General features: G+C 62.6%; 17 protein-coding genes. 10 read left to right on the plus strand and 7 right to left on the minus strand.

From position 1 onward, the window contains the following. Window positions 1-167: 167 nt before the first annotated feature. Entirely contained in the window at window positions 168-2078 is a 1911-nt protein-coding gene (locus tag ACF8E5_RS01765; protein WP_145254971.1) for a potassium transporter Kup, read from the minus strand. Between the two features lie 235 nt (window positions 2079-2313). Here ACF8E5_RS01765 and rimO point away from each other — a divergent pair, with 235 nt between their 5' ends. The 5 genes from rimO (at window position 2314) to tsaA (ending at window position 6201) form a co-directional block, all read left to right on the plus strand. Further along, a complete protein-coding gene (gene rimO / locus ACF8E5_RS01770) occupies window positions 2314-3645 on the plus strand; it encodes a 30S ribosomal protein S12 methylthiotransferase RimO (RefSeq protein ID WP_392474829.1) in 1332 nt (443 codons plus the stop codon). Between the two features lie 104 nt (window positions 3646-3749). After that, window positions 3750-4205, plus strand: coding sequence for a GNAT family N-acetyltransferase (locus ACF8E5_RS01775; RefSeq protein ID WP_078478129.1), 456 nt, complete (start codon window positions 3750-3752; stop codon window positions 4203-4205). Window positions 4206-4280: 75 nt separating this feature from the next. Next, a complete protein-coding gene (locus ACF8E5_RS01780) occupies window positions 4281-4991 on the plus strand; it encodes an rRNA pseudouridine synthase (RefSeq protein ID WP_196121754.1) in 711 nt (236 codons plus the stop codon). Window positions 4992-5040: 49 nt separating this feature from the next. After that, window positions 5041-5502 carry a DUF1456 family protein gene (locus ACF8E5_RS01785; RefSeq protein WP_392474830.1) on the plus strand — a complete coding sequence of 154 codons (462 nt, stop codon included), beginning with the start codon at window positions 5041-5043 and terminating at the stop codon, window positions 5500-5502. A 6-nt stretch (window positions 5503-5508) separates the two neighbouring features. Beyond that, window positions 5509-6201 carry a tRNA (N6-threonylcarbamoyladenosine(37)-N6)-methyltransferase TrmO gene (gene tsaA / locus ACF8E5_RS01790; RefSeq protein ID WP_058638541.1) on the plus strand — a complete coding sequence of 231 codons (693 nt, stop codon included), beginning with the start codon at window positions 5509-5511 and terminating at the stop codon, window positions 6199-6201. A 117-nt stretch (window positions 6202-6318) separates the two neighbouring features. Here the strand turns inward: tsaA and ACF8E5_RS01795 are convergent, their stop codons facing one another. The 4 genes from ACF8E5_RS01795 to ACF8E5_RS01810 form a co-directional block, all read right to left on the minus strand. Continuing rightward, window positions 6319-7641: a dicarboxylate/amino acid:cation symporter gene (locus tag ACF8E5_RS01795; protein WP_058604330.1), complete on the minus strand. Its 1323-nt coding sequence runs from the start codon at window positions 7639-7641 to the stop codon at window positions 6319-6321. A gap of 284 nt (window positions 7642-7925) precedes the next feature. Continuing rightward, on the minus strand, window positions 7926-9272 hold the full coding sequence (locus tag ACF8E5_RS01800) for an ATP-binding protein (protein ID WP_058638515.1): 1347 nt from the start codon (window positions 9270-9272) through the stop codon (window positions 7926-7928). Next, window positions 9269-9946 (minus strand): response regulator, encoded by a 678-nt coding sequence (locus ACF8E5_RS01805; protein WP_023536231.1) that lies wholly within the window; start codon window positions 9944-9946, stop codon window positions 9269-9271. Before ACF8E5_RS01805 ends, ACF8E5_RS01800 begins: the two co-directional genes overlap by 4 nt. Window positions 9947-10096: 150 nt before the next feature. Further along, window positions 10097-10702 (minus strand): outer membrane beta-barrel protein, encoded by a 606-nt coding sequence (locus ACF8E5_RS01810; RefSeq protein WP_023536250.1) that lies wholly within the window; start codon window positions 10700-10702, stop codon window positions 10097-10099. Window positions 10703-10831: 129 nt separating this feature from the next. On the opposite strand from ACF8E5_RS01810, the gene ACF8E5_RS01815 reads away from it, so the two are divergent. Further along, window positions 10832-11626, plus strand: coding sequence for a dienelactone hydrolase family protein (locus tag ACF8E5_RS01815; RefSeq protein WP_196186218.1), 795 nt, complete (start codon window positions 10832-10834; stop codon window positions 11624-11626). A gap of 156 nt (window positions 11627-11782) precedes the next feature. Further along, window positions 11783-12484 (plus strand): 4'-phosphopantetheinyl transferase, encoded by a 702-nt coding sequence (locus ACF8E5_RS01820; protein ID WP_392474831.1) that lies wholly within the window; start codon window positions 11783-11785, stop codon window positions 12482-12484. Between the two features lie 3 nt (window positions 12485-12487). Here the strand turns inward: ACF8E5_RS01820 and ACF8E5_RS01825 are convergent, their stop codons facing one another. Continuing rightward, complete coding sequence (locus tag ACF8E5_RS01825) at window positions 12488-14059, minus strand: ATP-binding protein (protein WP_182139888.1); 1572 nt, start codon at window positions 14057-14059, stop codon at window positions 12488-12490. 29 nt (window positions 14060-14088) lie between these two features. Next, window positions 14089-14787, minus strand: a complete 699-nt coding sequence (locus tag ACF8E5_RS01830) for a response regulator transcription factor (RefSeq protein WP_058638519.1) — start codon at window positions 14785-14787, stop codon at window positions 14089-14091. A gap of 674 nt (window positions 14788-15461) precedes the next feature. On the opposite strand from ACF8E5_RS01830, the gene ACF8E5_RS01835 reads away from it, so the two are divergent. The 3 genes from ACF8E5_RS01835 to ACF8E5_RS01845 all read left to right on the plus strand — a co-directional run bounded on the left by ACF8E5_RS01835 (window position 15462) and on the right by ACF8E5_RS01845 (window position 21632). Then, complete coding sequence (locus ACF8E5_RS01835; RefSeq protein WP_023536265.1) at window positions 15462-18341, plus strand: ribonucleoside-diphosphate reductase subunit alpha; 2880 nt, start codon at window positions 15462-15464, stop codon at window positions 18339-18341. A gap of 215 nt (window positions 18342-18556) precedes the next feature. Next, entirely contained in the window at window positions 18557-19810 is a 1254-nt protein-coding gene (locus ACF8E5_RS01840; protein ID WP_058604336.1) for a ribonucleotide-diphosphate reductase subunit beta, read from the plus strand. 535 nt (window positions 19811-20345) lie between these two features. Then, window positions 20346-21632, plus strand: a complete 1287-nt coding sequence (locus ACF8E5_RS01845) for an MFS transporter (protein ID WP_058638520.1) — start codon at window positions 20346-20348, stop codon at window positions 21630-21632. The last annotated feature ends 41 nt before the right edge of the window (window positions 21633-21673 follow it).

A 21673-nucleotide genomic window follows, 5' to 3' on the forward strand; every position in this document is an offset into this window, starting at 1 on the left:
AGCCCTGTGAAGCTCCTGACTCAGGCGTTATGCGGTCAGTGTAGGGGCGGCCTCGCCGGGGCGCCAGACCGGCCGCGATGAGCTGCGCAGCAGCCCCAGTACCCTCGCGTCGCCGCAAACATCACCAGGCCCTAGGGGAATCCCCTCAGCCGCTCCCCCACCCTGTTTCAGATCTCAACCTGAGTCCCCAACTCGATCACCCGGTTGAGTGGCAGGTTGAAGAACCTCAAATTGCCGTTGGCATTCTTCAGCAAAAACGCGAACAGGTTGCCTCGCCAGCGCGACATGCCTTCAAGCCTGGACGCGATCACGGTTTCGCGGCTCAGGAAGTAGGTGGTGCGCATGGGCGTGAAGTCCAGCTCGTCCAAGTGGCAGAGTTTCAGCGCCGCCGGCACGTCCGGCTCATCCATGAAGCCGAAATGCAGCACCACCCTGAAGAAGCCATCGCCATAGGCCTCGACCTCGAATCGCTCCTGCTCAGGCACGCGGGGTCGATCTTCGCTGAGCACCGTCAGCAACACGACCTGGCTATGCAGCACCTGGTTGTGCAGCATGTTGTGCAGCAATGCATGGGGCACGGCATCCGAGCGCGCGGTGAGAAACACTGCCGTGCCCTCCACCCGATGCGGCGGCTGGATGCGGATACTGCTGATGAACAGCGGCAGTGGCAGCGCCCCTTCGTCTATACGTTCGACGAGAATTTGCTTGCCACGTTTCCAGGTGCTCATCAGCAGGAACAGCACACCGCCCGCCAGCACAGGGAAGGCCCCACCCTGGACGATCTTCGGAACGTTGGCGGCAAAGAACAGCCCATCGACGAACAAGAAGCCGAGCAGGAGCGGCACGGCCAGGACCGGTGGCCACTTCCACAGCAACAACATCACCGCCGCCACCAGAATGGTCGTCATCAACATGGTCCCGGTGACAGCCACGCCATAGGCTGCCGCCAGGGCGCCCGAGGACTCGAAGCCGATCACCAGCAGCACCACGCCCACCATCAACGTCCAGTTGACCGCCGCCACGTAGATTTGCCCTTGCTCGTCACTGGAGGTGTGCTGGATGTGCATACGCGGGATGTAGCCCAGCTGGATGGCCTGTCGGGTGAGCGAGAAGGCGCCGGAGATCACCGCCTGCGACGCAATGACGGTGGCCAGCGTGGCAAGGCCGACCAGCGGCAGCAAGGCCCAGCTAGGGGCCAACAGGTAGAACGGGTTGCGCGCGGCCTCGGGGTTTTGCAGCAGCATGGCGCCCTGGCCGAAGTAGTTGAGCACCAGTGCCGGCAGCACCAGGGCGAACCAGGCCCGTGCGATCGGCTTGCGGCCAAAATGCCCCATGTCGGCGTATAGGGCTTCGGCACCGGTCAGCGCCAGCACCACCGCGCCGAGGATGGCCACCCCCATGCCGGGGTGGACGATGAAGAAATTGACTGCCCAACCGGGGTTGAAGGCGCGCAGCACTTCAGGCGTCTGTGCGATGCCATGAACCCCCAGCGCGGCCAGCACCATGAACCAGATGACCATGACCGGGCCGAACAGCTTGCCGATTTTCTCGGTGCCATGGCGCTGCACCAGAAACAGCGCCACCAGCACCACCAGCGACACCGGCACCACCCAATGATCGATGCCATCGAAGGCCAGGCCCAGGCCCTCGACGGCCGAGAGCACCGAAACGGCCGGGGTGATCATGCTGTCGCCATAGAACAGCGAGGCACCGATCAAGCCGCAGATCACCATGAGGGTCCGCAGGCGCGGATGCGCCGCCGTGGCGCGCCGCGCCAGCGCGGTCAGGGCCATGGTGCCGCCCTCCCCCTGGTTGTCGGCACGCAGGATGAACACTACGTACTTGAACGACACCACCCACAGCAGCGACCAGAGGATCAACGACAGGATCCCCAGCACACCGTCGTGATTGACCTGCACCCCGTAACCGCCCGTGAACACTTCCTTCAAGGTATACAGCGGGCTGGTGCCGATATCGCCATAAACCACCCCGACCGCCGCCACCAGCAGGCCCAGCGACCGGGTCGCCCCCTGCTTCGCTGCGTGCCCGCCCTCGGCGTGACTGCTTGCCTGAACCATCGACCACTCCCGCAAAAGGCCCTCACGGCCACTGTTGTCAGCGTGCATGCCAGGTCGCCCATCCGGGCCTGGCGTAACGGCGCGAAGCATAGCGCAGCGTTCGTCGTATTTGTGCTGGTCAATCGACCCATCGCTCGCTAGAATTGCGCACTTTTTGATCAGAGGCGCCAAAAGCGCCCGTCAAGATCGCCCCCGATCACCGCTGGGCGACCTGTATTCAATGCCGAGGTTAGTCATGTCCACCACGCCCGCCACCCCCAAGGTCGGTTTCGTCAGCCTGGGTTGCCCCAAAGCCCTGGTCGATTCCGAGCGCATCCTGACCCAGTTGCGCATGGAAGGCTATGAAGTCGTGCCAACGTACGAGGATGCCGACGTGGTGGTGGTCAACACCTGCGGTTTCATCGACAGCGCCAAGGCCGAATCGCTCGAAGTGATCGGTGAAGCCATCAAGGAAAACGGCAAGGTGATCGTCACCGGCTGCATGGGTGTCGAGGAAGGCAGCATTCGCGATGTGCACCCAAGCGTGCTTTCGGTGACCGGTCCGCAGCAGTACGAGCAGGTGGTCAACGCCGTGCACGAAGTGGTGCCGCCGCGTCAGGACCACAACCCGCTGATCGACCTGGTGCCGCCGCAAGGGGTCAAGCTCACGCCGCGCCACTATGCCTACCTGAAGATTTCCGAAGGCTGCAACCACAGCTGCAGCTTCTGCATCATCCCGTCGATGCGTGGCAAACTGGTCAGCCGCCCGGTGGGCGAGGTGCTGAGCGAGGCCGAGCGCTTGGTCAAGGCCGGGGTCAAGGAAATTCTGGTGATTTCCCAGGACACCAGCGCCTACGGCGTAGACGTCAAGTACAAGACCGACTTCTGGAACGGCCGCCCGGTCAAGACCCGCATGCTCGAGTTGTGCGAGGCCCTGAGCAGCCTGGGTGCGTGGGTGCGCCTGCACTATGTGTATCCGTACCCCAATGTCGACGACGTGATCCCGTTGATGGCTGCCGGCAAGATCCTGCCGTACCTGGACATTCCGTTCCAGCACGCCAGCCCCAAGGTGCTCAAGTCGATGAAGCGCCCGGCCTTCGAAGACCGGACCCTGGCCCGCATCAAGCAGTGGCGTGAGCAGTGCCCAGAGCTGGTCATTCGTTCGACCTTCATCGTTGGCTTCCCAGGGGAAACCGAGGAAGACTTCCAGTACCTGCTGGACTGGCTGAGCGAAGCCCAGCTCGACCGCGTGGGCTGCTTCCAGTATTCGCCCGTCGAAGGTGCACCGGCCAATGACCTGGGCCTGGCCGACGTCCCGGACGACATCAAACAGGATCGCTGGGACCGCTTCATGGCCCACCAGCAGGCCATCAGCGCCGCCCGCCTGCAGATGCGCATCGGCAAGGAAATCGACGTGCTCATCGATGAGGTCGAAGAGCAAGGCTCGGTGGGCCGCAGCTTCTTCGACGCGCCAGAAATCGACGGCAGTGTCTTCATCGATGGCAACCATGGCTTCAAGCCTGGCGACAAGGTGCGTTGCCGCGTGGTAGACGCCGACGAATACGACATGTGGGCAGAGCCCATCTGACAGGGCGCCACGCCGGCCTCCTGTCGCAGTGGCGCGGCCCGCCCCGGGTCGCGCCCTCCCCCAGCATCTATCCTTGGTTTGACGGCCACTGGAGCAGGGACCCGATGCGCACCTTCTCGACCCTGGAAACGCCCCATCTCAGCGACTACCCCAAGCTGGTCAGCGTGTGGGAAAACGCGGTACGTGCAACGCACGCTTTCCTGCCCGAATACTACATCGTGCTGCTGCGCGACAAGGTACTGCGGCGCTACCTGGACGCGGTGATGCTGGTCTGTGCCCGTGGGCCTGATCGCAGCATCCAGGGTTTTGTCGGCGTGGCGGGCGGGCGCATCGACATGTTGTTCGTGGACCCGCAATGGCATGGCCGGGGTATCGGCAAACAGCTGCTGCAGCATGCTGTGCAGGCGTTGGACGCCCTGACCCTCGACGTCAACGAGCAGAACACCCAGGCGCTGGGCTTTTATCTGCACCAGGGCTTCGAAATCGTGGGCCGTTCGCCCAAGGACGGCCTGGGCCAGCCGTATCCATTGCTGCACATGCGCCGACGCGGCACGGCCTGATTGACACAGATTCCCGCCCCTCGCCCGGCGGGAAGGGTACAATGCAGCCTTTCATTGCCTTTGCGAATCGTCGTCATGTCCGAACCCGTCCGTCTGTCCAAACGCCTTGTCGAGCAGCTTGGCTGTTCCCGCCGCGAGGCTGAGTTGTATATCGAAGGAGGCTGGGTGACGGTCGATGGCGTGGTGGTCGAGCAGCCGCAGTTCAAGGTCGAGCAGCAGCATGTGGAGCTGCTGCCCGGCGCGCGCGCCGAGAGCCTGGAGCCGGTTACGCTGCTGCTGCACCAAGCCGCGGGCATGGACAATGAAACCGCCCGGCTTGGCATGAACATGACCAGCCTCAGCGAGGCCCATCGCGAAGGCGTGCGCCCCTTGCACGGGCATTTCACCCGCCAGGCTTGTATAGCACCGCTGGAACCGGGTGCCAGCGGCTTGCAGGTGTTTACCCAGGACTGGCGGGTTACCCGCAAGATCAACGCCGACCTGCGCAAGCTCGAACAGGAATTCGTCGTCCAGGTGCGCGGTGAGGCCAGTGCGCAGATGCTCGAGCGTCTGGCCCGCGGTGTGACCCGCAATGACCGCGAGTTGCCCAAGGCCAAGGCCAGCTGGCAGAACGAAACCCATTTGCGCCTGGTGCTGAAGAACCCGCAACCCGGCCAGATTTCCGAACTGTGCGCCTATCTGCGCCTGGAGTTGCTGGGCATGCGCCGCATACGCCTGGGTGGAGTTTCGATGGGCAAGCTGGCGCTGGGCCAATGGCGCTACCTGACGGGCACCGAACGTTTCTAAGTGAGATGCCGCGCGATGACGTGCGGCACAAGAACAGGATTTTGCAGCAATGAACCACAATGACGTCCTGCGCAGCCTGCGCTACATGTTGAAAGTCAATGACGCCAAGATGGCCGAGATCATCGGTTTGACCGGCCTGGACGTGAACCCTGTCGTCCTGGCGACCTATGTGAAGAAAGAAGAAGAGCCAGGCTTTGTGCGCTGCCCGGACCGGGTCATGGCGCACTTTCTCGACGGCCTGGTCATCTACCGTCGCGGCAAGGACGAAAGCCGTCCGGCACAACCTGTCGAGCTGCCGGTTACCAACAACCAGATCCTGAAGAAGCTGCGCGTGGCCTTCGAACTGAAGGAAGACGACCTGCACGCGATCTTGAAATCGGTCGATTTCCCCGTCAGCAAACCTGAGCTCAGCGCACTGTTTCGCAAGGCCGGCCATGACAACTACCGCCCGTGCGGCGACCAGTTGCTGCGCAATTTCCTCAAGGGCCTGACCCAGCGCGTGCACGCCTGAATGGTCATGCAGCATACGGTGGCGCCGGTGGGGATCGTGCGCTCCTGCTTCATGGAGAAGTTCGCCATTCCACGCCAGCCGCAGCTGGCACCGGCCGCACGCGGTGTGCTGGAACTGCTGCCCCCCTTCGACCAACCCGAGGCGGTCGAGGGGCTGGAACAGGTCAGCCACGTCTGGCTGCTGTTTCTGTTCCACCAGGCCCTGGAAGAAAAACCCAGGCTCAAGGTGCGCCCACCGCGCCTGGGGGGCAACAAGAGCATGGGCGTGTTCGCCACCCGCGCCACCCACCGGCCCAACGGCATCGGCCAGTCGGTGGTGCGGCTAGAGGGTGTTGAACCTGGCCGCTTGCTGCTGTCAGGCATCGACCTGCTTGACGGCACGCCGGTGCTGGACATCAAGCCTTACGTACCCTATGCCGACAGTGTCGAGGGTGCCCATAACCACATGGCCAGCGCTGCGCCAGTCGCCATTCCCGTGCAGTGGGCCAACAGCGCCCTGCCCCAGGCCCGCGAGCATGCGTTGCGGCTGGGCGAGCCCCTGGTGGCCCTGATCGAGCAATGCCTGGCGCAAGACCCACGGCCGGCCTATCAGGTGCCTGTGGCCGAGCGGGTATATGGGGTGAAGTTCTGGGATGTGCAGGTCAGGTGGCACTACCCGCAGACGGATGTGATCTGCGTGCTTGAGGTGGTGCTGGCTTGAAGGTGCAATAGGGCCGCACCTGGAGGTTGTGCTGCCGCCATCGGCCGCAGGCACGAACTGCCGCCCATGAAAAAGGCGACCCGTCGGGTCGCCTTTTTTTGTGCCGTTACGTTGCGATCAACGCGCAGGACCTTCGGCAACGCCCAGGTCATCGGTTGGACGGGTGTCGATCAGCGGACCGCCACCGGAAGCCAACTCCGACGCCAGCGTGTCGTTGTCCATCTCCTTGACCCACTTGGCCACGACCACGGTGGCAACGGCGTTGCCCACCAGGTTGGTCAAGGCACGTGCTTCGGACATGAAGCGGTCGATACCCAGGATCAGGGCCAGGCCGGCAACCGGCAAGTGGCCAACAGCCGACAGCGTGGCCGCCAGTACGATGAAGCCCGAACCGGTAACACCGGCGGCGCCTTTGGAAGCGACCAGCAGCACCAGCAGCAGGGTGATCTGGTGGGTGATGTCCATCGGGGTGTCGGTGGCCTGGGCAATGAACACCGCAGCCATGGTCAGGTAAATCGAGGTGCCGTCCAGGTTGAACGAATAACCGGTCGGGATGACCAGGCCTACCACGGACTTCTTGGCACCCAGGCGCTCCATCTTGGCCAGCATGCGCGGCAGTGCGGACTCGGACGAGGACGTGCCCAGCACGATCAGCAGTTCTTCACGGATGTAGCGGATCAGCTTGAGTACGCTGAAACCGTGGGCACGGCAGATGCCACCGAGCACCACCAGCACGAACAGCAGGCAGGTGATGTAGAAGCACGCCATCAGGTAGCCGAGCTGCACCAGCGAGCCCACGCCGTACTGGCCGATGGTGAAGGCCATGGCGCCGAAGGCACCGATCGGGGCCAGCTTCATGATCATGTTGATGATGTTGAACATGACATGGGCGAAGCGATCGATCATGTCCAGGAACGGCTTGCCGTAGCTGCCCAGGCGATGCAGGGCGAAGCCGAACAGCACCGAGAACATCAGTACTTGCAGGATGTCGCCGTTGGCGAAGGCACCGACCACGGTATTGGGGATGACGTTGAGCAGGAAGCCTACGGTGGTCTGCTGCGCGCCGGCGGCAGCATAGGCGGCCACGCTGCTGGCATTGAGGGTGCTGACGTCGATGTGCATGCCCGCGCCGGGCTTGACCACGTTGACCACCACCAGGCCGATGATCAGCGCGATGGTGGAGACGATTTCGAAATACAGCAACGCATAGCCGCCCGTCTTGCCGACGGATTTCATGCTCTGCATGCCGGCGATACCGCTGACCACGGTGCAGAAGATGATCGGGGCGATGACCATCTTGATCAGTTTGACGAAGCCATCACCCAAGGGTTTGAGGGCAACACCCGTTTCCGGGTAGTAATGGCCGAGCAGAATACCGATGGTGATGGCAACCAACACCTGGACATACAGGGATTTGTAAAGCGGCTGACGTGTCGTCATGGCTGTTTTTCCTCAAGTGTGCCGCGCCACCCTGTTCCAGGGGTGCAGCACCTGAATCGCTAACCCTCCTGCAATTGGAGGGATTTGTCGTTGTGGTAGAGCTGCCTGTTGAGGCCTCTGCCAATAGCGATAGCAAGGGTGATGCCAAAATGCCCAAACCGGGTGCAGGCTGGGCTATTGCTGGCTTTCCATGCCCAACGGCGGGGCGAAACCTGAGCAAGGGTGGCGGGTTTCCGCCCGCTGGCGGAACTGGAGCGGCCCAGATGGCGGAAAACCGCCTGGGCTCATTCCAGATTGAAGGTGATACGGAAGGCGGCGCCACCAAGCGTCGAGTCATCGAGGCTCAGTTCGGCATCGTAGCTGTCGATGATGTCCTTCACCACAGCCAGGCCAATGCCTTGCCCCGGGTGCTGGCTGTCCAGCCGCTCGCCGCGCTCCAGAATGCGCTGGCGCTGATCGGCGGGCACGCCTGGGCCGTCATCTTCGATACACAGGGTCAGCCGTCCGGCTTCTCTGAACAGGCTTACCCTTATCTGGCCCAGGCTCAGGCGGTAGGCGTTTTCCAGAAGGTTACCCAGCAGTTCGAGCAATGCGCCCTGCTCCACGGGCACCCGTGCCTGGTCTGGCACCTGCAAGGTCACCTCCACGTGCTTGTCGCGATAGACCTTGGCAAGCGTGCTGCACAGGCTGTCGAGCAAGGGGCGTAGCACCACGCTATGGCGCACCAGGCCGCTCTTGCGCAGGCTGGCGCGTTGCAGTTGATAGTCGATCTGCTGGCTCATGCGTTCGATCTGGCTCTGCAGGACCCTGGCCTGCTCGCGCTCGCCGTTGTGCTGCTGCAGGCTTTCGCCCACCCCCTGCAACACGGCCAAGGGCGTCTTCAGGCTGTGCGCCAGGTCGTCCAGCGAGTCCCGGTAACGCTGGCGTTGCTCGCGCTCGCTTTGCAGCAGGCGGTTCAGCGAACCGGTCAGGCGCAGCAGTTCGCGGGGGTGCTGGGTACTCAGGCCGTCCCGCGCGCCGGATTCCAGATCGTCGAGCTCGCGGCTGAGCCGGCGCAGCGAGCGCAACCCCCAGGTCAACCCTGCCCAGAGCAGCGCCAGCAGTGCCAGCAAGGCAGCGCCGAAGCCCAGGTAGAGTTTTTCACGCAGGCCGTCGAGGGTGCGCTGGTAGTCGCGTACTGGCTGCAGGGCCACGATGCTGAAGGCAGCACTCTTGCCGCCCAGCAGCTTTATCTCGACGTCATAGACGAAGAATTCCTCACCGTTGGCCTGGTGGATGCGGGCGAACTCGTTTCCGCGGCCATCGTAGCGAGGCTGGTAGTTGATGTTCTGCGCTGCCGTGGCCCGGGACTGCCAGACCAGGTGGCCACTGCGGTCGAAGATGTACCCCAGCAGGCCGGTATAGGGCAGGTTGAAGCGCTCGTCAGGCAACAGCGCCGGCATCTGCAGCTGCCCGTTTTCGATACGCGCCGCCGAGATCAGTGTAGTCACGTCCGAGGCTAGGCGTTGCTCGATCGATTCCTGCAAGGCAAGGCTGAAGGCTTTCTGCAAGGCTGGCAGCAGCGCCAGCATGAACAGCACCGCCAACACGGCAGCGGCCAGCATCAGGCGCACGCGCAGGGATCGAATCATCGGCAGCGCTCGGTGAACAGGTAGCCAAGCCCGCGCACGGTATCGATGGGCTTGAAGCCGCATTCGCCTTCGAGCTTGCGCCGCAAGCGCCCGATGAGCACTTCGATGACGTTCGGATCACGCTCTTCATCGCCAGGGTAGAGCTGCTCCATCAGGCGATCCTTGGCCACCACCTGCTGGTGATGACGCATCAGGTACTCAAGGATGCGGTATTCATAGGCGGTCAGGCCCAGTGGCTGCTCGTCGAGCGTGGCCTGCTTGCGATTGAGGTCCAGGACCAACGGGCCGGCGGCGATGGTTGACTGGGTAAAGCCGCTGGAGCGGCGCAGCAGCGCATTGAGGCGCGCCTCCAGTTCTTCGAACTGGAACGGCTTGACCAGGTAGTCGTCGGCGCCAGCGGCCAGCCCTTCGACCTTGTCCTGCCAGTTGCCGCGGGCAGTGAGGATGAGGATGGGGAAGGTCTTGGCCTGGTTGCGCAGGCGCGTGATCAGCTCCAGACCACTGATGCCCGGCAGCCCCAGGTCGACCACTGCCAGGTCGAAGTGGTACTGCTCGGCCTGGTACAACGCCTCCTCGGCATTGGCGACCGCCTCGACCACGTGGCCACTTTCCCCCAGGCGGGTATAGAGGTGATGGCGAAGCAAGGCTTCGTCCTCGACCACTAGCAGTTTCATGTGCAGCTCCTTGATGGATGTGCCTGTACGGTGCCCAATGCTGACAAGCCAGCCCCACCGCGTGCGCCTACCGGCCCGATGGCCCAGCATGGCACTGGTTGGAGCTGGCTTGCCAGACCTGGGTCGCTACAGGATAACGCGACGGGCAGGTCAGAACTTGTAGGAAGCCGCCAAATAGGTCTGCGCGCTGCTGCTCAGCCGCAATGTACCGGCCTTCGGCGCGCCGTGGGGGCTGACTTCGGTGGCGGCATTGGTGCGCAGGTAACGGTAGCCCAGTTCGACCGAGGCCTTGTCGGTAATGTCCTGGATGACGCCTGCCTGCAGGCCGTAGGCGTAACCGTAGTCGGTGTCGCGGCTCAGGCCTGGCGATTCCTGGGACAGCTTGGTCATGCCCAGGGTACCGCCGCCGAACAGCTTGGTGGTATCGCCTACGGGCAGGAACAGGTCATAGCTGCCCAGCAGGTTTTCCTGGCGAAGTTTCAAGCCGCTGTGGTCACCGGAGACGTTGTCGTAGGTCATGTAGTAGCGACCTTGGTCATTGATACGTCCCAGGCGCACGCCCCAGGTACCGTCCTTGGCGATCACGCCGTCGGTGTTGAGGTGGTCGGTGTTGCGCTGCAGCAGGCCTGACTTGCGAACCTTGTCGCTGGTCTGGCCGTAGGTCAGGCTGGCGAAGTTTTCGTCGGCCGCCTGGGCGCTGGTCATGCCAGCGGCGCAGACGGCTACGGCGGCAAGCAGGGTGTTGAATGTTTTCATGGTGAGGTTACTCCAGTCGAGTGCGCTGTTGAGGTCTGGAAGCTAGAGTAAGCAGGGCACACTGAACCTCGACTGAACCCCTGCTGAACATTGACTGAACGAACCGATCGCAATCCAGGAGTAGTCACCATGCGCGCCTTGCTGGCCTTGACCTTGATGTGTACCGCCGCCTTCGCCCAGGCGGCGGTACAGACCCGCGAGATTCCCTATCAGGATGCCGACGGCAACCGGCTGGTGGGCTATTACGCCTATGACGACGCCGTCACCGGCAAGCGGCCTGGCATCGTGGTGGTGCATGAGTGGTGGGGGCTCAATGACTATGCCAAACGGCGCGCCCGGGACTTGGCAGCGCTGGGTTACAACGCCCTGGCTATCGATATGTACGGTGACGGCAAGCACACCGAGCACCCTCAAGACGCCCAGGCGTTCATGGCGGCAGCACTCAAGGACCCCAAGGCTGCTGCCAGGCGTTTCGACGCCGGGCTGGCGTTGCTCAAGCTGCAGCCCAACACCAACAAGCATGACCTGGGCGCTGTGGGGTACTGCTTTGGCGGCAAGGTGGTACTCGATGCCGCCAGGCGCGGCGAGAAGCTTGACGGGGTGGTGAGTTTCCATGGCGCCCTGGCTACCGCTACTCCAGCAAAGCCTGGGGTGGTGAGGGCGGCGATTCTGGTGGAGCACGGCGCGGCAGATAGCATGGTGACGGCCGAACAAGTGCAGGCCTTCAAGGCAGAGATGGACGCGGCGAAGGTGAATTACCGCTTCGTCAGCCTCGACGGGGCCAAGCACGGGTTCACCAACCCTGATGCCGACCGACTGAGCCATGGGAATCACGGCGGCCCGGACATCGGTTATGACAAGGCAGCCGACGACCGCTCCTGGGCAGACATGCAGGCGTTCTTCAAGCAAGTGTTCGATGAGTGATCACACGGGGCAGCCATGATGGGATGCCAGCGCTCACCGTGACAGGTAGGCAACACTGGGCGCGTTTTCATGCTTGCGTTGAAAACTGCGCCCATGTGCCGGGCAGCGTCGCCCTGCACCTCCCGCAACCTGTGCTCAGCTGGCACAATACCGCGCATGACTACCCTTCCTGCCTGCTGTACCTCGCTTCGGCACCACTGGCCCTTGCCCCGCCCCCTGCCTGGCGCGGTGCTGGTCAGTTGCGCCTTCGACCCCACACGCATGACCCCGGACGATTTCGCGCGTGCTGGCATCGTGCCCAGTGCGGGCCTGCTACGTTCAGTCGCCAAGCGCCAGGCTGAATATGTCGCCGGACGGGTATGCGCGCGTGCTGCATTGCAGCAGTTGGATGGCCGGGACTACGTGCCCACCACCCACGAAGACCGCTCCCCCATCTGGCCTGCCGGTATCCGGGGCTCGATTACCCACGGTAAAGGCTGGGCGGCGGCGGTGGTTGCCGCCCAAAGCAGCTGTCGCGGGCTGGGGCTGGATCAGGAAGCGCTGCTCGATGACGAGCGCGCCGAGCGCCTGATGGGCGAGATCCTCACGCCGATGGAGCTGGAGCGCCTGGACCACCGGCAGTTGGGCCTGGCCGTGACCCTGACCTTCTCGCTGAAGGAAAGCCTGTTCAAGACGCTCTACCCCCTCACTGGCCAGCGCTTTTACTTCGAACATGCCGAGCTGCTCGAATGGTCCGCTGAAGGGCTGGCCACGCTGCGCCTGCTCACCGACCTGTCCGCCCAATGGCGCAAGGGCGATCAATTGCAGGGGCAATTCTGCCTGCAGGACGGCCATTTGCTGAGCCTGGTCAGCGCCTGAGGCCTACAACGGCGCCTGTTGCCGCGGCCAGGCGAGGCTGAAACAGGCGCCTCCCAGGGCCTTGCCATGGCCTACCGTGGCACGGCCTGCGTGCCAATAGATGATACGGCGCACGATCGACAAACCCAGGCCATGGCCACCGGAGGCCCGGGTCCGGCTGTCGTCCAGGCGCATGAACGGCGTGAAGATGCGGTCCCACACCCCTTCCGGGATGCCTGGGCCGTCATCTTCCACATCGATACGGCAGACCTGCGGGCCTAGCTGGTAGCGCACGCGCACCTCATGCTCGGCATGGCGCAGGGCATTGCTCACCAGGTTCTGCACGGCGCGGTGCAGGTAGCGGGGTTCTGCCTCGACCCAGGAGGTCTCGCCTTCGACGCCCTGGCAATCGCCTCGCAGCAGGCGTATCTCACGGCGCAGTGGAGCCAATTCGGCAATGACCTGATCGAGTAAGGCATCCAGGTCGATACGCTGGAATGTCAGCGCCGGAGCGCCCTGCTCGAGGCGCGCGTAGGTGAGCATTTCGTCGACCAGCTTGTCCAGGTCCTGGATGTCGCCGTCCATGCCGGCAAGGTGCTTGGCGCGGGCCTGCTCGGTGGCGGCGCTTTCGACCATTTCCAGACCGAAGCGCAAGCGGGCCACGGGGGTGCGCAGCTCGTGCGACACGGCACGCACCAGCTCGCGCTGCATGGACAGCGAGCGCTGCAAGTGCTCGGCCATGCCATTGAATGCAGCGGCCAGGCGCCCGACCGAGTCGGCATCGCCTGCGGGGACGCGTGTGTCCAGGCTGCCCTGGGCGATGCCCGCCGCGGCCAGCGCCAGGCCGGACACGCGCCGCTCCAGTTGGCGCACCAGCAGGTAGACCACCAGGCCAATCAGGCTCAGCCCAACCAGGGTGATCAATACCAGCAACTGGGGTGGGTAAGGGTTGAGCTGGTGCAAGGGCCCGATCTCCAGTACCCACGGCGAGCCGGAGAGCCCGGCGAACACGCGTATGGAATCGCCATCCATGCCCAGCGCCATCACCGTGTCACCCTCCTCCACCCGGCGCCGCTGATCGTCATCCAGGCTGGCCCGCTCGATGCGCTGCAGGGCAACCCCGAACCCGAAGCCCTTGTCGCGCTTGATCTGCTCCAGGCGCTGCTGCTGTTCGGTCACCGGGTAACGCACCAACTCGTCGGCCAGCAAGTAGAGGGTCGCGCGGGCCAGTTGCTCGCTGATCTGCCTGACCTGGGCGACCAGCAGCAGGTCCTGCTGCCCTACCCTGCGCAACACCCGAGCCGCATGCGGGCCGGTCTTCTCGACCACCACGAGGCTGCGGTACAGGCGCGCGCGTTGTGTGCCATCGAGGGCGAAGGCCGACATGGGCTGCAATTGCAGCGGCACCCCCAGCAGCCGCCCCCACAGCAGCAGGGAACGCTTGCGCTCGGTGTCGCTCTGCAAGGCCAGGTTGTCTGCCATGAGGCTGAACGTGCCTTGGGCCAGGCCCTCGCGATGCTGGGCGGCACGTACTTCGTTGACCAGGTGCAGGCTGAGCACCCCCAGCAGCGCCACCAGCACCAGCACCGCCAGCATGCCGCCGTAAATGCGCAGGAAAATGGAGTTCACGGGCATTGGCCCACAAACAGATAGCCTTTGCTGCGCAGGGTCTTGATCAACCGGGGTTGGATGGGGTCGTCGCCGATGCGAGGGCGGATGCGGGAAATGCGTATGTCGATGGAGCGGTCCTGGCCGTCATAGCCGACACCGCGCAGCGCCGTGGATATCTGTTCGCGGGTCAGTACCTTGCCAGCGTTGCTGGCCAGCAGCCACAGCAGGTCGAATTCGGCGCCCGTAAGCTCGATCTGCCGCTCGCCGAGCCACGCCTCACGCACCCGGCTGTCGATGCGCAGCGCGCCGAAGGTCAGGTCCTGGCGCTTGCCCGCAGGCGCCTCGCTGCGACGCAGCAGGGCCTGGATGCGCGCCAGCAACAGCCGGGGGCGTACGGGCTTGCACACGTAGTCGTCTGCGCCGATGTCCAGCCCTTGCACCTGATCCAGCTCGTCGGTGCGTGCCGTGAGCATCAGGATGGGCCCAGGGTATCGGCTGCGCACGCGGCGACAGATGCTCATGCCATCTTCCCCCGGCAACATCACATCCAGCATGACCAGGTCCGGCTGGGTATCGATGATGCGTCGCGCTGCACGCGCACCATCGCCCTCGACACTGACCGCGTACCCTTGGGCGCTCAGGTATTCGGCGGTCAGCTCGGCCAGACGCTGATCGTCTTCGACAATGAGGATGCGCGGTGGCGTTGGATCCATGGCGTAGGGCCTGTTGGTGCTGTTTTTCCTTGGATAGTACGACCAGCGCCCTGCCGAGCCAACCCACTGGATGGTTCTGCGGACAAAGATCCGAGTGCGTTGGCAGCCCCTGAAAAAAACTGCCCAGCGGCAAGCAGACGCAGAAAAATACTTCAAACCAGTGGGCACAAGGCCTACAGCGAATACTTACGTTTCACTCACAAAGTACCCACAAGATATCCACAGCCGCTCGCCTTGCAAACACCCCCATACCGCATTATCTTGTATCGCGATCGCGACGAACCACTAGATATAGGGGTTCGTGCAAAATCACTTACAAAAGTCAACCCGCAAAATCATCGGATTTTTCGGCTGAACTTACGGTGGTTTCAGCAGCCAAACCGCTCCTGCGGAGGCGACCGAGGCAAGCCCTGCCAGGGCCTTGTTCGGGCATGGGTGCACCAGGCGAGCCTGGCACTCATCAGCAACAGATTCCGGCAACCCGGAACTTTTGACTTCGGCCAGGGAGCGGCAAGCCATTGCCCTTATTCCTGAGTCTGTCCCGAAGTCGGTACGCCCGCGCGGACGGATGCGCTTGCGTTGCGCATCCCCGCCAGGCAATCGAGCAAGTGGACGGAACGGTGGGCGCCCAATTGGGCGCCTGATCAATATAGAAACTGTGGAGACACCCACCCATGCAAACCGACACGACTCGCGAGAACCCGCAGGCCAAGGCCCCGCAGGTTGCCGAATCCAATCAGGATCTGGCCGCCACTGCCCCTGGCCAACTGCGCGTGATCAAGCGTAACGGTACTGTCGTCCCTTACACCGACGACAAGATCACCGTGGCCATCACCAAGGCGTTTCTCGCAGTTGAAGGCGGTACCGCCGCCGCTTCGTCGCGCATTCACGACACCGTCGCGCGCCTGACCGAGCAGGTCTCGGCCACGTTCAAGCGTCGCATGCCATCGGGTGGCACCATCCACATCGAAGAAATCCAGGACCAGGTCGAACTGGCCCTGATGCGCGCCGGCGAGCAGAAAGTCGCCCGTGACTACGTCATCTACCGTGAGCAGCGCGCCAAGGAGCGCGCCACCCGCGTCAGCACCGACGCCGTGGTCGAGCCGCACCCAAGCATTCGCATCACCCTGGCCGACGGCAGCCTGGCGCCGCTGGACATGGCGCGCCTGAACACCATCATCAGCGAAGCCTGCGAAGGCCTGGCCGAAGTCGATGGCGACCTGATCCAGCGCGAAACCCTGAAGAACCTGTACGACGGCGTGGCCATCAAGGACGTCAACACCGCCCTGGTGATGACTGCGCGCACCCTGGTCGAGCGTGAGCCGAACTACTCGTTTGTCACCGCTCGCCTGCTGATGGACACCCTGCGCGCCGAAGGCCTGGCCTTCCTGAACGTTGCCGACAGCGCCACGCACCACGAAATGGCCGACTTGTATGCCAAGGCCCTGCCGGCCTACGTCGCCAAGGGTGTGGAGTTCGAGCTGCTCAACCCGGCACTGGCAGCCTATGACCTGGAGCGCCTGGGCAAGGCCATCGATCACGAGCGTGACCAGCAGTTCACCTACCTGGGCCTGCAAACCCTGTACGACCGCTACTTCATCCACAAGGATGGCGTGCGCTTCGAGCTGCCACAGGTGTTCTTCATGCGTGTGGCCATGGGCCTGGCACTGGAAGAAAAGGACAAGGAAGCGCGCGCGATCGAGTTCTACAACCTGTTGTCGTCCTTCGACTACATGGCCTCGACCCCGACCCTGTTCAACGCCGGCACCCTGCGCCCGCAGCTGTCGAGCTGCTACCTGACCACCGTCCCGGACGACCTGTCGGGCATCTACCACGCGATCCATGACAACGCCATGCTGTCCAAATTCGCAGGTGGCCTGGGCAACGACTGGACGCCGGTGCGTGCACTGGGCTCCTACATCAAGGGCACCAATGGCAAGTCCCAGGGCGTCGTGCCGTTCCTCAAAGTCGTGAACGACACCGCTGTTGCGGTCAACCAGGGCGGCAAGCGCAAGGGCGCTGTGTGTGCCTACCTGGAAACCTGGCACCTGGACATCGAAGAATTCATCGAGCTGCGCAAGAACACCGGTGATGATCGCCGTCGTACCCACGACATGAACACTGCCAACTGGATCCCTGACCTGTTCATGAAGCGTGTCTTCGACGACGGCAAGTGGACCCTGTTCTCGCCCTCGGAAGTGCCAGACCTGCACGACCTGACCGGCAAGGCCTTCGAAGAGCGTTACGAGTACTACGAAGCCCTGACCGAGTACAACAAGATCAAGGTGTTCAAGACCATCCAGGCCAAGGACCTGTGGCGCAAGATGCTCTCGATGCTGTTCGAGACCGGCCACCCGTGGCTGACCTTCAAGGACCCGTGCAACCTGCGCTCGCCTCAGCAGCACGTGGGCGTGGTGCACAGCTCGAACCTGTGCACCGAGATCACCTTGAACACCAACAAGGACGAGATCGCGGTCTGCAACCTGGGCTCGATCAACCTGCCGAACCACATTGTCGATGGCAAGCTGGACACCGCCAAACTGCAACGCACCGTCAACACGGCCGTGCGCATGCTCGACAACGTGATCGACATCAACTATTACTCGGTGCCGCAAGCGCGTAACTCGAACCTCAAGCACCGTCCGGTGGGCCTGGGCATCATGGGCTTCCAGGATGCGCTGTACCTGCAGCACATCGCCTACGGCTCCGACGCTGCCGTCGAATTCGCCGACAAGTCGATGGAAGCGGTCAGCTACTTCGCCATCCAGGCCTCCTGCGACCTGGCCGATGAGCGCGGTGCCTACGAGACGTTCCAGGGCTCGCTGTGGTCCAAAGGCATCCTGCCGCTGGACTCGCAACAGATCCTGATCGAGGCCCGTGGCCAGAAGTACATCGACGTCGACCTGAACGAAACCCTGGACTGGGCGCCGGTCCGTGCCCGTGTACAGAAAGGTATTCGTAACTCGAACATCATGGCCATCGCGCCAACCGCGACCATCGCCAACATCACTGGCGTGTCGCAGTCGATCGAGCCGACCTACCAGAACCTGTACGTGAAATCGAACCTGTCGGGCGAGTTCACCGTGATCAACCCGTACCTGGTTCGCGACCTCAAGGCCCGTGGCCTGTGGGACTCGGTCATGATCAACGACCTGAAGTACTACGACGGTTCGGTACAGCAGATCGAGCGTATTCCACAAGAGCTCAAGGACCTGTACGCCACGGCCTTCGAAGTGGAAACCAAGTGGATCGTCGACGCCGCTTCCCGTCGTCAGAAGTGGATCGACCAGGCTCAATCGCTGAACCTGTACATCGCCGGCGCCTCGGGCAAGAAGCTGGACGTGACCTACCGCATGGCCTGGTACCGTGGTCTGAAAACCACCTACTACCTCCGTGCCCTGGCCGCTACCAGCACCGAGAAGTCGACCATCAACACCGGCAAGCTTAACGCCGTGTCCAGCGGTGGCGACAGCGCCCCGGTCCAGGCAGCCGGCCCTGCGCCAGTGCCCAAGGCCTGCGCGATCGACGAGCCGGACTGCGAAGCCTGCCAGTAAGGCCAGGCCGAGGCTTCCTGCGGGAAGCCTCTTTTTTGTAGAGCTGTATGCAAGCCTGCGGGTATGGCGCTGCCGCCCCGCTACTCGATACAAAAGCCGCAGCCGCGCCGCTGGGGCCAGCCCGCCACGGGCACCGCTGATTTGCGTGCACCGCACCGCAACCAAGATCTACCGGCCATACTCCACAGATGGCCCTCGAGCAGGAGACTCTCACCATGCTGAGCTGGGACGAATTCGATAAAGAAGATGACGGCGAAATCGCCGCCAAAGGCAATACCCCTGCGCAGGCACACGCCGCCGCCACCCTCGACAAGCTCGACAGCGCCGGCGGTGCCGCGGCCCTGGAAGCTCGCGCCGCCACGGCCTCGGACTCCGAGGCCGTCAAGCGCGCCAAGGCGGCCCTGGACGCCCTGGACGTTGCCGAAGGCCTGGCTGAGCTGGAAGGCTCCTCCGCCCGTGTGGCGGTGGATGAGAAGCGCATGATCAACTGCCGCGCCGACCTCAACCAGCTGGTCCCGTTCAAGTACGACTGGGCCTGGCAGAAGTACCTCGACGGCTGCGCCAACCACTGGATGCCGCAGGAGGTCAACATGACCGCCGACATCGCCCTGTGGAAGAGCCAGGACGGCCTGACCGAGGACGAGCGCCGCATCGTCATGCGCAACCTGGGCTTCTTCTCCACGGCCGACTCGCTGGTTGCCAACAACCTGGCCCTGGCCGTGTACCGCCTGATCACCAACCCCGAGTGCCGCCAGTACATCCTGCGCCAGGCCTTCGAGGAGGCGATCCACACCCACGCCTACCAGTACTGCATCGAGTCGCTGGGCATGGATGAAGGCGAGATCTTCAACATGTACCACGAGATCCCGTCGGTCGCGAAAAAAGCGGCTTGGGGCCTTAAGTACACCCGCGCCATCTCCGATCCGGAATTCAACACCGGCACCGTCGAGACCGACAAGGAACTGCTGCGCAACCTGATCGCCTACTACTGCGTGCTGGAAGGCATCTTCTTCTACTGCGGCTTCACCCAGATCCTGTCCATGGGCCGCCGCAACAAGATGACTGGCGTGGCCGAGCAGTTCCAGTACATCCTGCGTGACGAGTCGATGCACTTGAACTTCGGTATCGACGTGATCAACCAGATCAAGATCGAAAACCCGCACCTGTGGGATGCGGCGATGAAGGAAGAAGCCACCCAGATGATCCTGCAAGGGACCCAGCTGGAGATCGAATACGCCCGTGACACCATGCCACGCGGAGTATTGGGCATGAACGCAGCGATGATGGAGGACTACCTCAAGTTCATCGCCAACCGTCGCCTGACGCAGATCGGCCTGAAGGAAGAGTACCCAGGCACGACCAACCCGTTCCCGTGGATGAGCGAGATCATGGACTTGAAGAAGGAGAAGAACTTCTTTGAGACGCGGGTGATCGAGTATCAGACCGGTGGGGCGTTGAGCTGGGATTGATCCTCAAGCGCGTAGGTTTTCACTTCCGGCTGAAGTTTTTTCACCAACACTAAACTGAACCCTCCTGCTACAAGCGATGTTGATTGAGTGCACAAGGCCCGGATGAGCTCATTGTGCACTCAATCCCTCTGAAATTTTCTTATTCAGCTTTTGTACTGAAATCCAGTCAACGCTGAACCCTTCACTGCACCTCCGACACGTGCTACAGCAGGCGGAAAGTCTACGGCCGATGTAGCGGAGGTCGCTCACCTGTTGCCTGGCGACAAAAACGTTATCTGGTGCCAACGCGGGTTGTACCGGCGTGGAGAAGCAGCCGGAGCCTGGAAAAAGACCAGTGATCTGACAAATCTGCGGCTGAAAATCGGTTCTTTCGTCAAACGATGACCTTTGCGAATGGGTACAAGCGCTTGTGTCGCGTGAGTGCGCCCTGCGCTGCAGTGATCAGAATGTTTCATTAAGCATTTCAGGATGTGTCCAGCATAATCGAGGCGATTGATCGCTCAAAAACGAACAGATTTATGCTGGAGAACCGTCTATGCCCGCTTCGCCTCCCGCCCGGTCCAAGGCCGCGGCGGTTCTACGTGTCACATCTGGTAACTTCCTCGAACAATTTGACTTCTTCCTGTTCGGTTTCTACGCCACCCAAATCGCTTCAGCTTTCTTCCCAGCCTCCAGCGAATTCGCCTCGCTGATGATGACCTTCGCGGTGTTCGGCGCCGGTTTCCTCATGCGGCCATTGGGGGCGGTGATTCTGGGCGCTTACATCGACGATGTGGGCCGCCGCAAAGGCCTTATCGTCACGCTGTCAATCATGGCGAGTGGCACGCTGCTCATCGTCCTGGTCCCTGGCTTTGCCACGATCGGCTATTGGGCACCCGCGCTCGTACTACTTGGCCGCTTGCTGCAAGGCTTCTCCGCCGGTGCTGAACTGGGTGGGGTATCGGTCTATCTAGCCGAAATGGCTACACCAGGTCGCAAAGGGTTCTATACCAGCTGGCAATCCGGCAGCCAACAGGTCGCCATCGTGGTCGCCGCTGCGTTGGGTTACGGGCTGAACCAAAGCCTGGCGCCGGCCGAGATCAGCGAGTGGGGCTGGCGAATTCCGTTCGCCGCTGCCTGCCTGATCATCCCGTTCATCTTCTTCCTGCGCCGTAACCTGCAAGAAACCGAAGCGTTCGAGAAGCGTCAGCATCGCCCGACCATGAAGCAAGTGATCGCCACCCTCGGCCGCAACTCATCGGTAGTCATCGCGGGCATGTTGATGGTCGCCATGACCACCAGCGCTTTCTACCTGATCACCGTGTACGCGCCGACCTTTGGTAAGACTGTGCTCAACCTGAGCGCAAACGACGCGCTGCTGGTGACGCTTCTGGTAGGCGTGTCCAACTTTATCTGGCTACCCATCGGCGGCACGCTCAGCGACCGTTTCGGTCGTAAACCAATCCTGATCGCCATGACCGTACTCACCTTGTTCACCGCTTACCCGGCACTGTCTTACCTGGCCCATGCGGCAAGCTTCGCGCACATGCTTGAGGTACTGCTGTGGTTCTCCTTCCTCTATGCGATGTACAACGGTGCGATGATCCCGGCGCTCACGGAAATCATGCCAGTCGAAGTGAAGGTAGCGGGCTTTTCCCTAGCCTACAGTTTGGCTACGGCTCTGTTCGGCGGTTTCACACCGGTCATGTCGACTTGGTTGATCCATGAAACCGGTGACAAAGCAGCGCCTGCTTACTGGGTCGCATTTGCTGCACTGTGTGCGCTGTGCTCGACGGTTGTGTTGTATCGTCGAATGGCAAGGAAGGATCGGGTTCCAATTTGAACCATCGTGAGCCATGAGTTGCCAGGGACCCGTGTCCCTGG

This window comes from Pseudomonas sp. WSY_20, assembly GCF_043104335.1.
Lineage (GTDB): Bacteria > Pseudomonadota > Gammaproteobacteria > Pseudomonadales > Pseudomonadaceae > Aquipseudomonas > Aquipseudomonas parafulva_B.

Coding starts and splice junctions, on each gene's coding strand:
- ACF8E5_RS01840 (WP_058604336.1), top strand. CDS start 18,557: ATGCTGAGCTGGGACGAATTCGATAAAGAAGATGACGGCGAAATCGCC.
- ACF8E5_RS01780 (WP_196121754.1), top strand. CDS start 4,281: ATGTCCGAACCCGTCCGTCTGTCCAAACGCCTTGTCGAGCAGCTTGGC.
- rimO (WP_392474829.1), top strand. CDS start 2,314: ATGTCCACCACGCCCGCCACCCCCAAGGTCGGTTTCGTCAGCCTGGGT.
- ACF8E5_RS01845 (WP_058638520.1), top strand. CDS start 20,346: ATGCCCGCTTCGCCTCCCGCCCGGTCCAAGGCCGCGGCGGTTCTACGT.
- ACF8E5_RS01835 (WP_023536265.1), top strand. CDS start 15,462: ATGCAAACCGACACGACTCGCGAGAACCCGCAGGCCAAGGCCCCGCAG.
- ACF8E5_RS01775 (WP_078478129.1), top strand. CDS start 3,750: ATGCGCACCTTCTCGACCCTGGAAACGCCCCATCTCAGCGACTACCCC.
- ACF8E5_RS01765 (WP_145254971.1), bottom strand. CDS start 2,078: ATGGTTCAGGCAAGCAGTCACGCCGAGGGCGGGCACGCAGCGAAGCAG.
- ACF8E5_RS01815 (WP_196186218.1), top strand. CDS start 10,832: ATGCGCGCCTTGCTGGCCTTGACCTTGATGTGTACCGCCGCCTTCGCC.
- ACF8E5_RS01810 (WP_023536250.1), bottom strand. CDS start 10,702: ATGAAAACATTCAACACCCTGCTTGCCGCCGTAGCCGTCTGCGCCGCT.
- ACF8E5_RS01820 (WP_392474831.1), top strand. CDS start 11,783: ATGACTACCCTTCCTGCCTGCTGTACCTCGCTTCGGCACCACTGGCCC.
- ACF8E5_RS01830 (WP_058638519.1), bottom strand. CDS start 14,787: ATGGATCCAACGCCACCGCGCATCCTCATTGTCGAAGACGATCAGCGT.
- ACF8E5_RS01785 (WP_392474830.1), top strand. CDS start 5,041: ATGAACCACAATGACGTCCTGCGCAGCCTGCGCTACATGTTGAAAGTC.
- tsaA (WP_058638541.1), top strand. CDS start 5,509: ATGCAGCATACGGTGGCGCCGGTGGGGATCGTGCGCTCCTGCTTCATG.
- ACF8E5_RS01795 (WP_058604330.1), bottom strand. CDS start 7,641: ATGACGACACGTCAGCCGCTTTACAAATCCCTGTATGTCCAGGTGTTG.
- ACF8E5_RS01825 (WP_182139888.1), bottom strand. CDS start 14,059: ATGCTGGCGGTGCTGGTGCTGGTGGCGCTGCTGGGGGTGCTCAGCCTG.
- ACF8E5_RS01800 (WP_058638515.1), bottom strand. CDS start 9,272: ATGATTCGATCCCTGCGCGTGCGCCTGATGCTGGCCGCTGCCGTGTTG.
- ACF8E5_RS01805 (WP_023536231.1), bottom strand. CDS start 9,946: ATGAAACTGCTAGTGGTCGAGGACGAAGCCTTGCTTCGCCATCACCTC.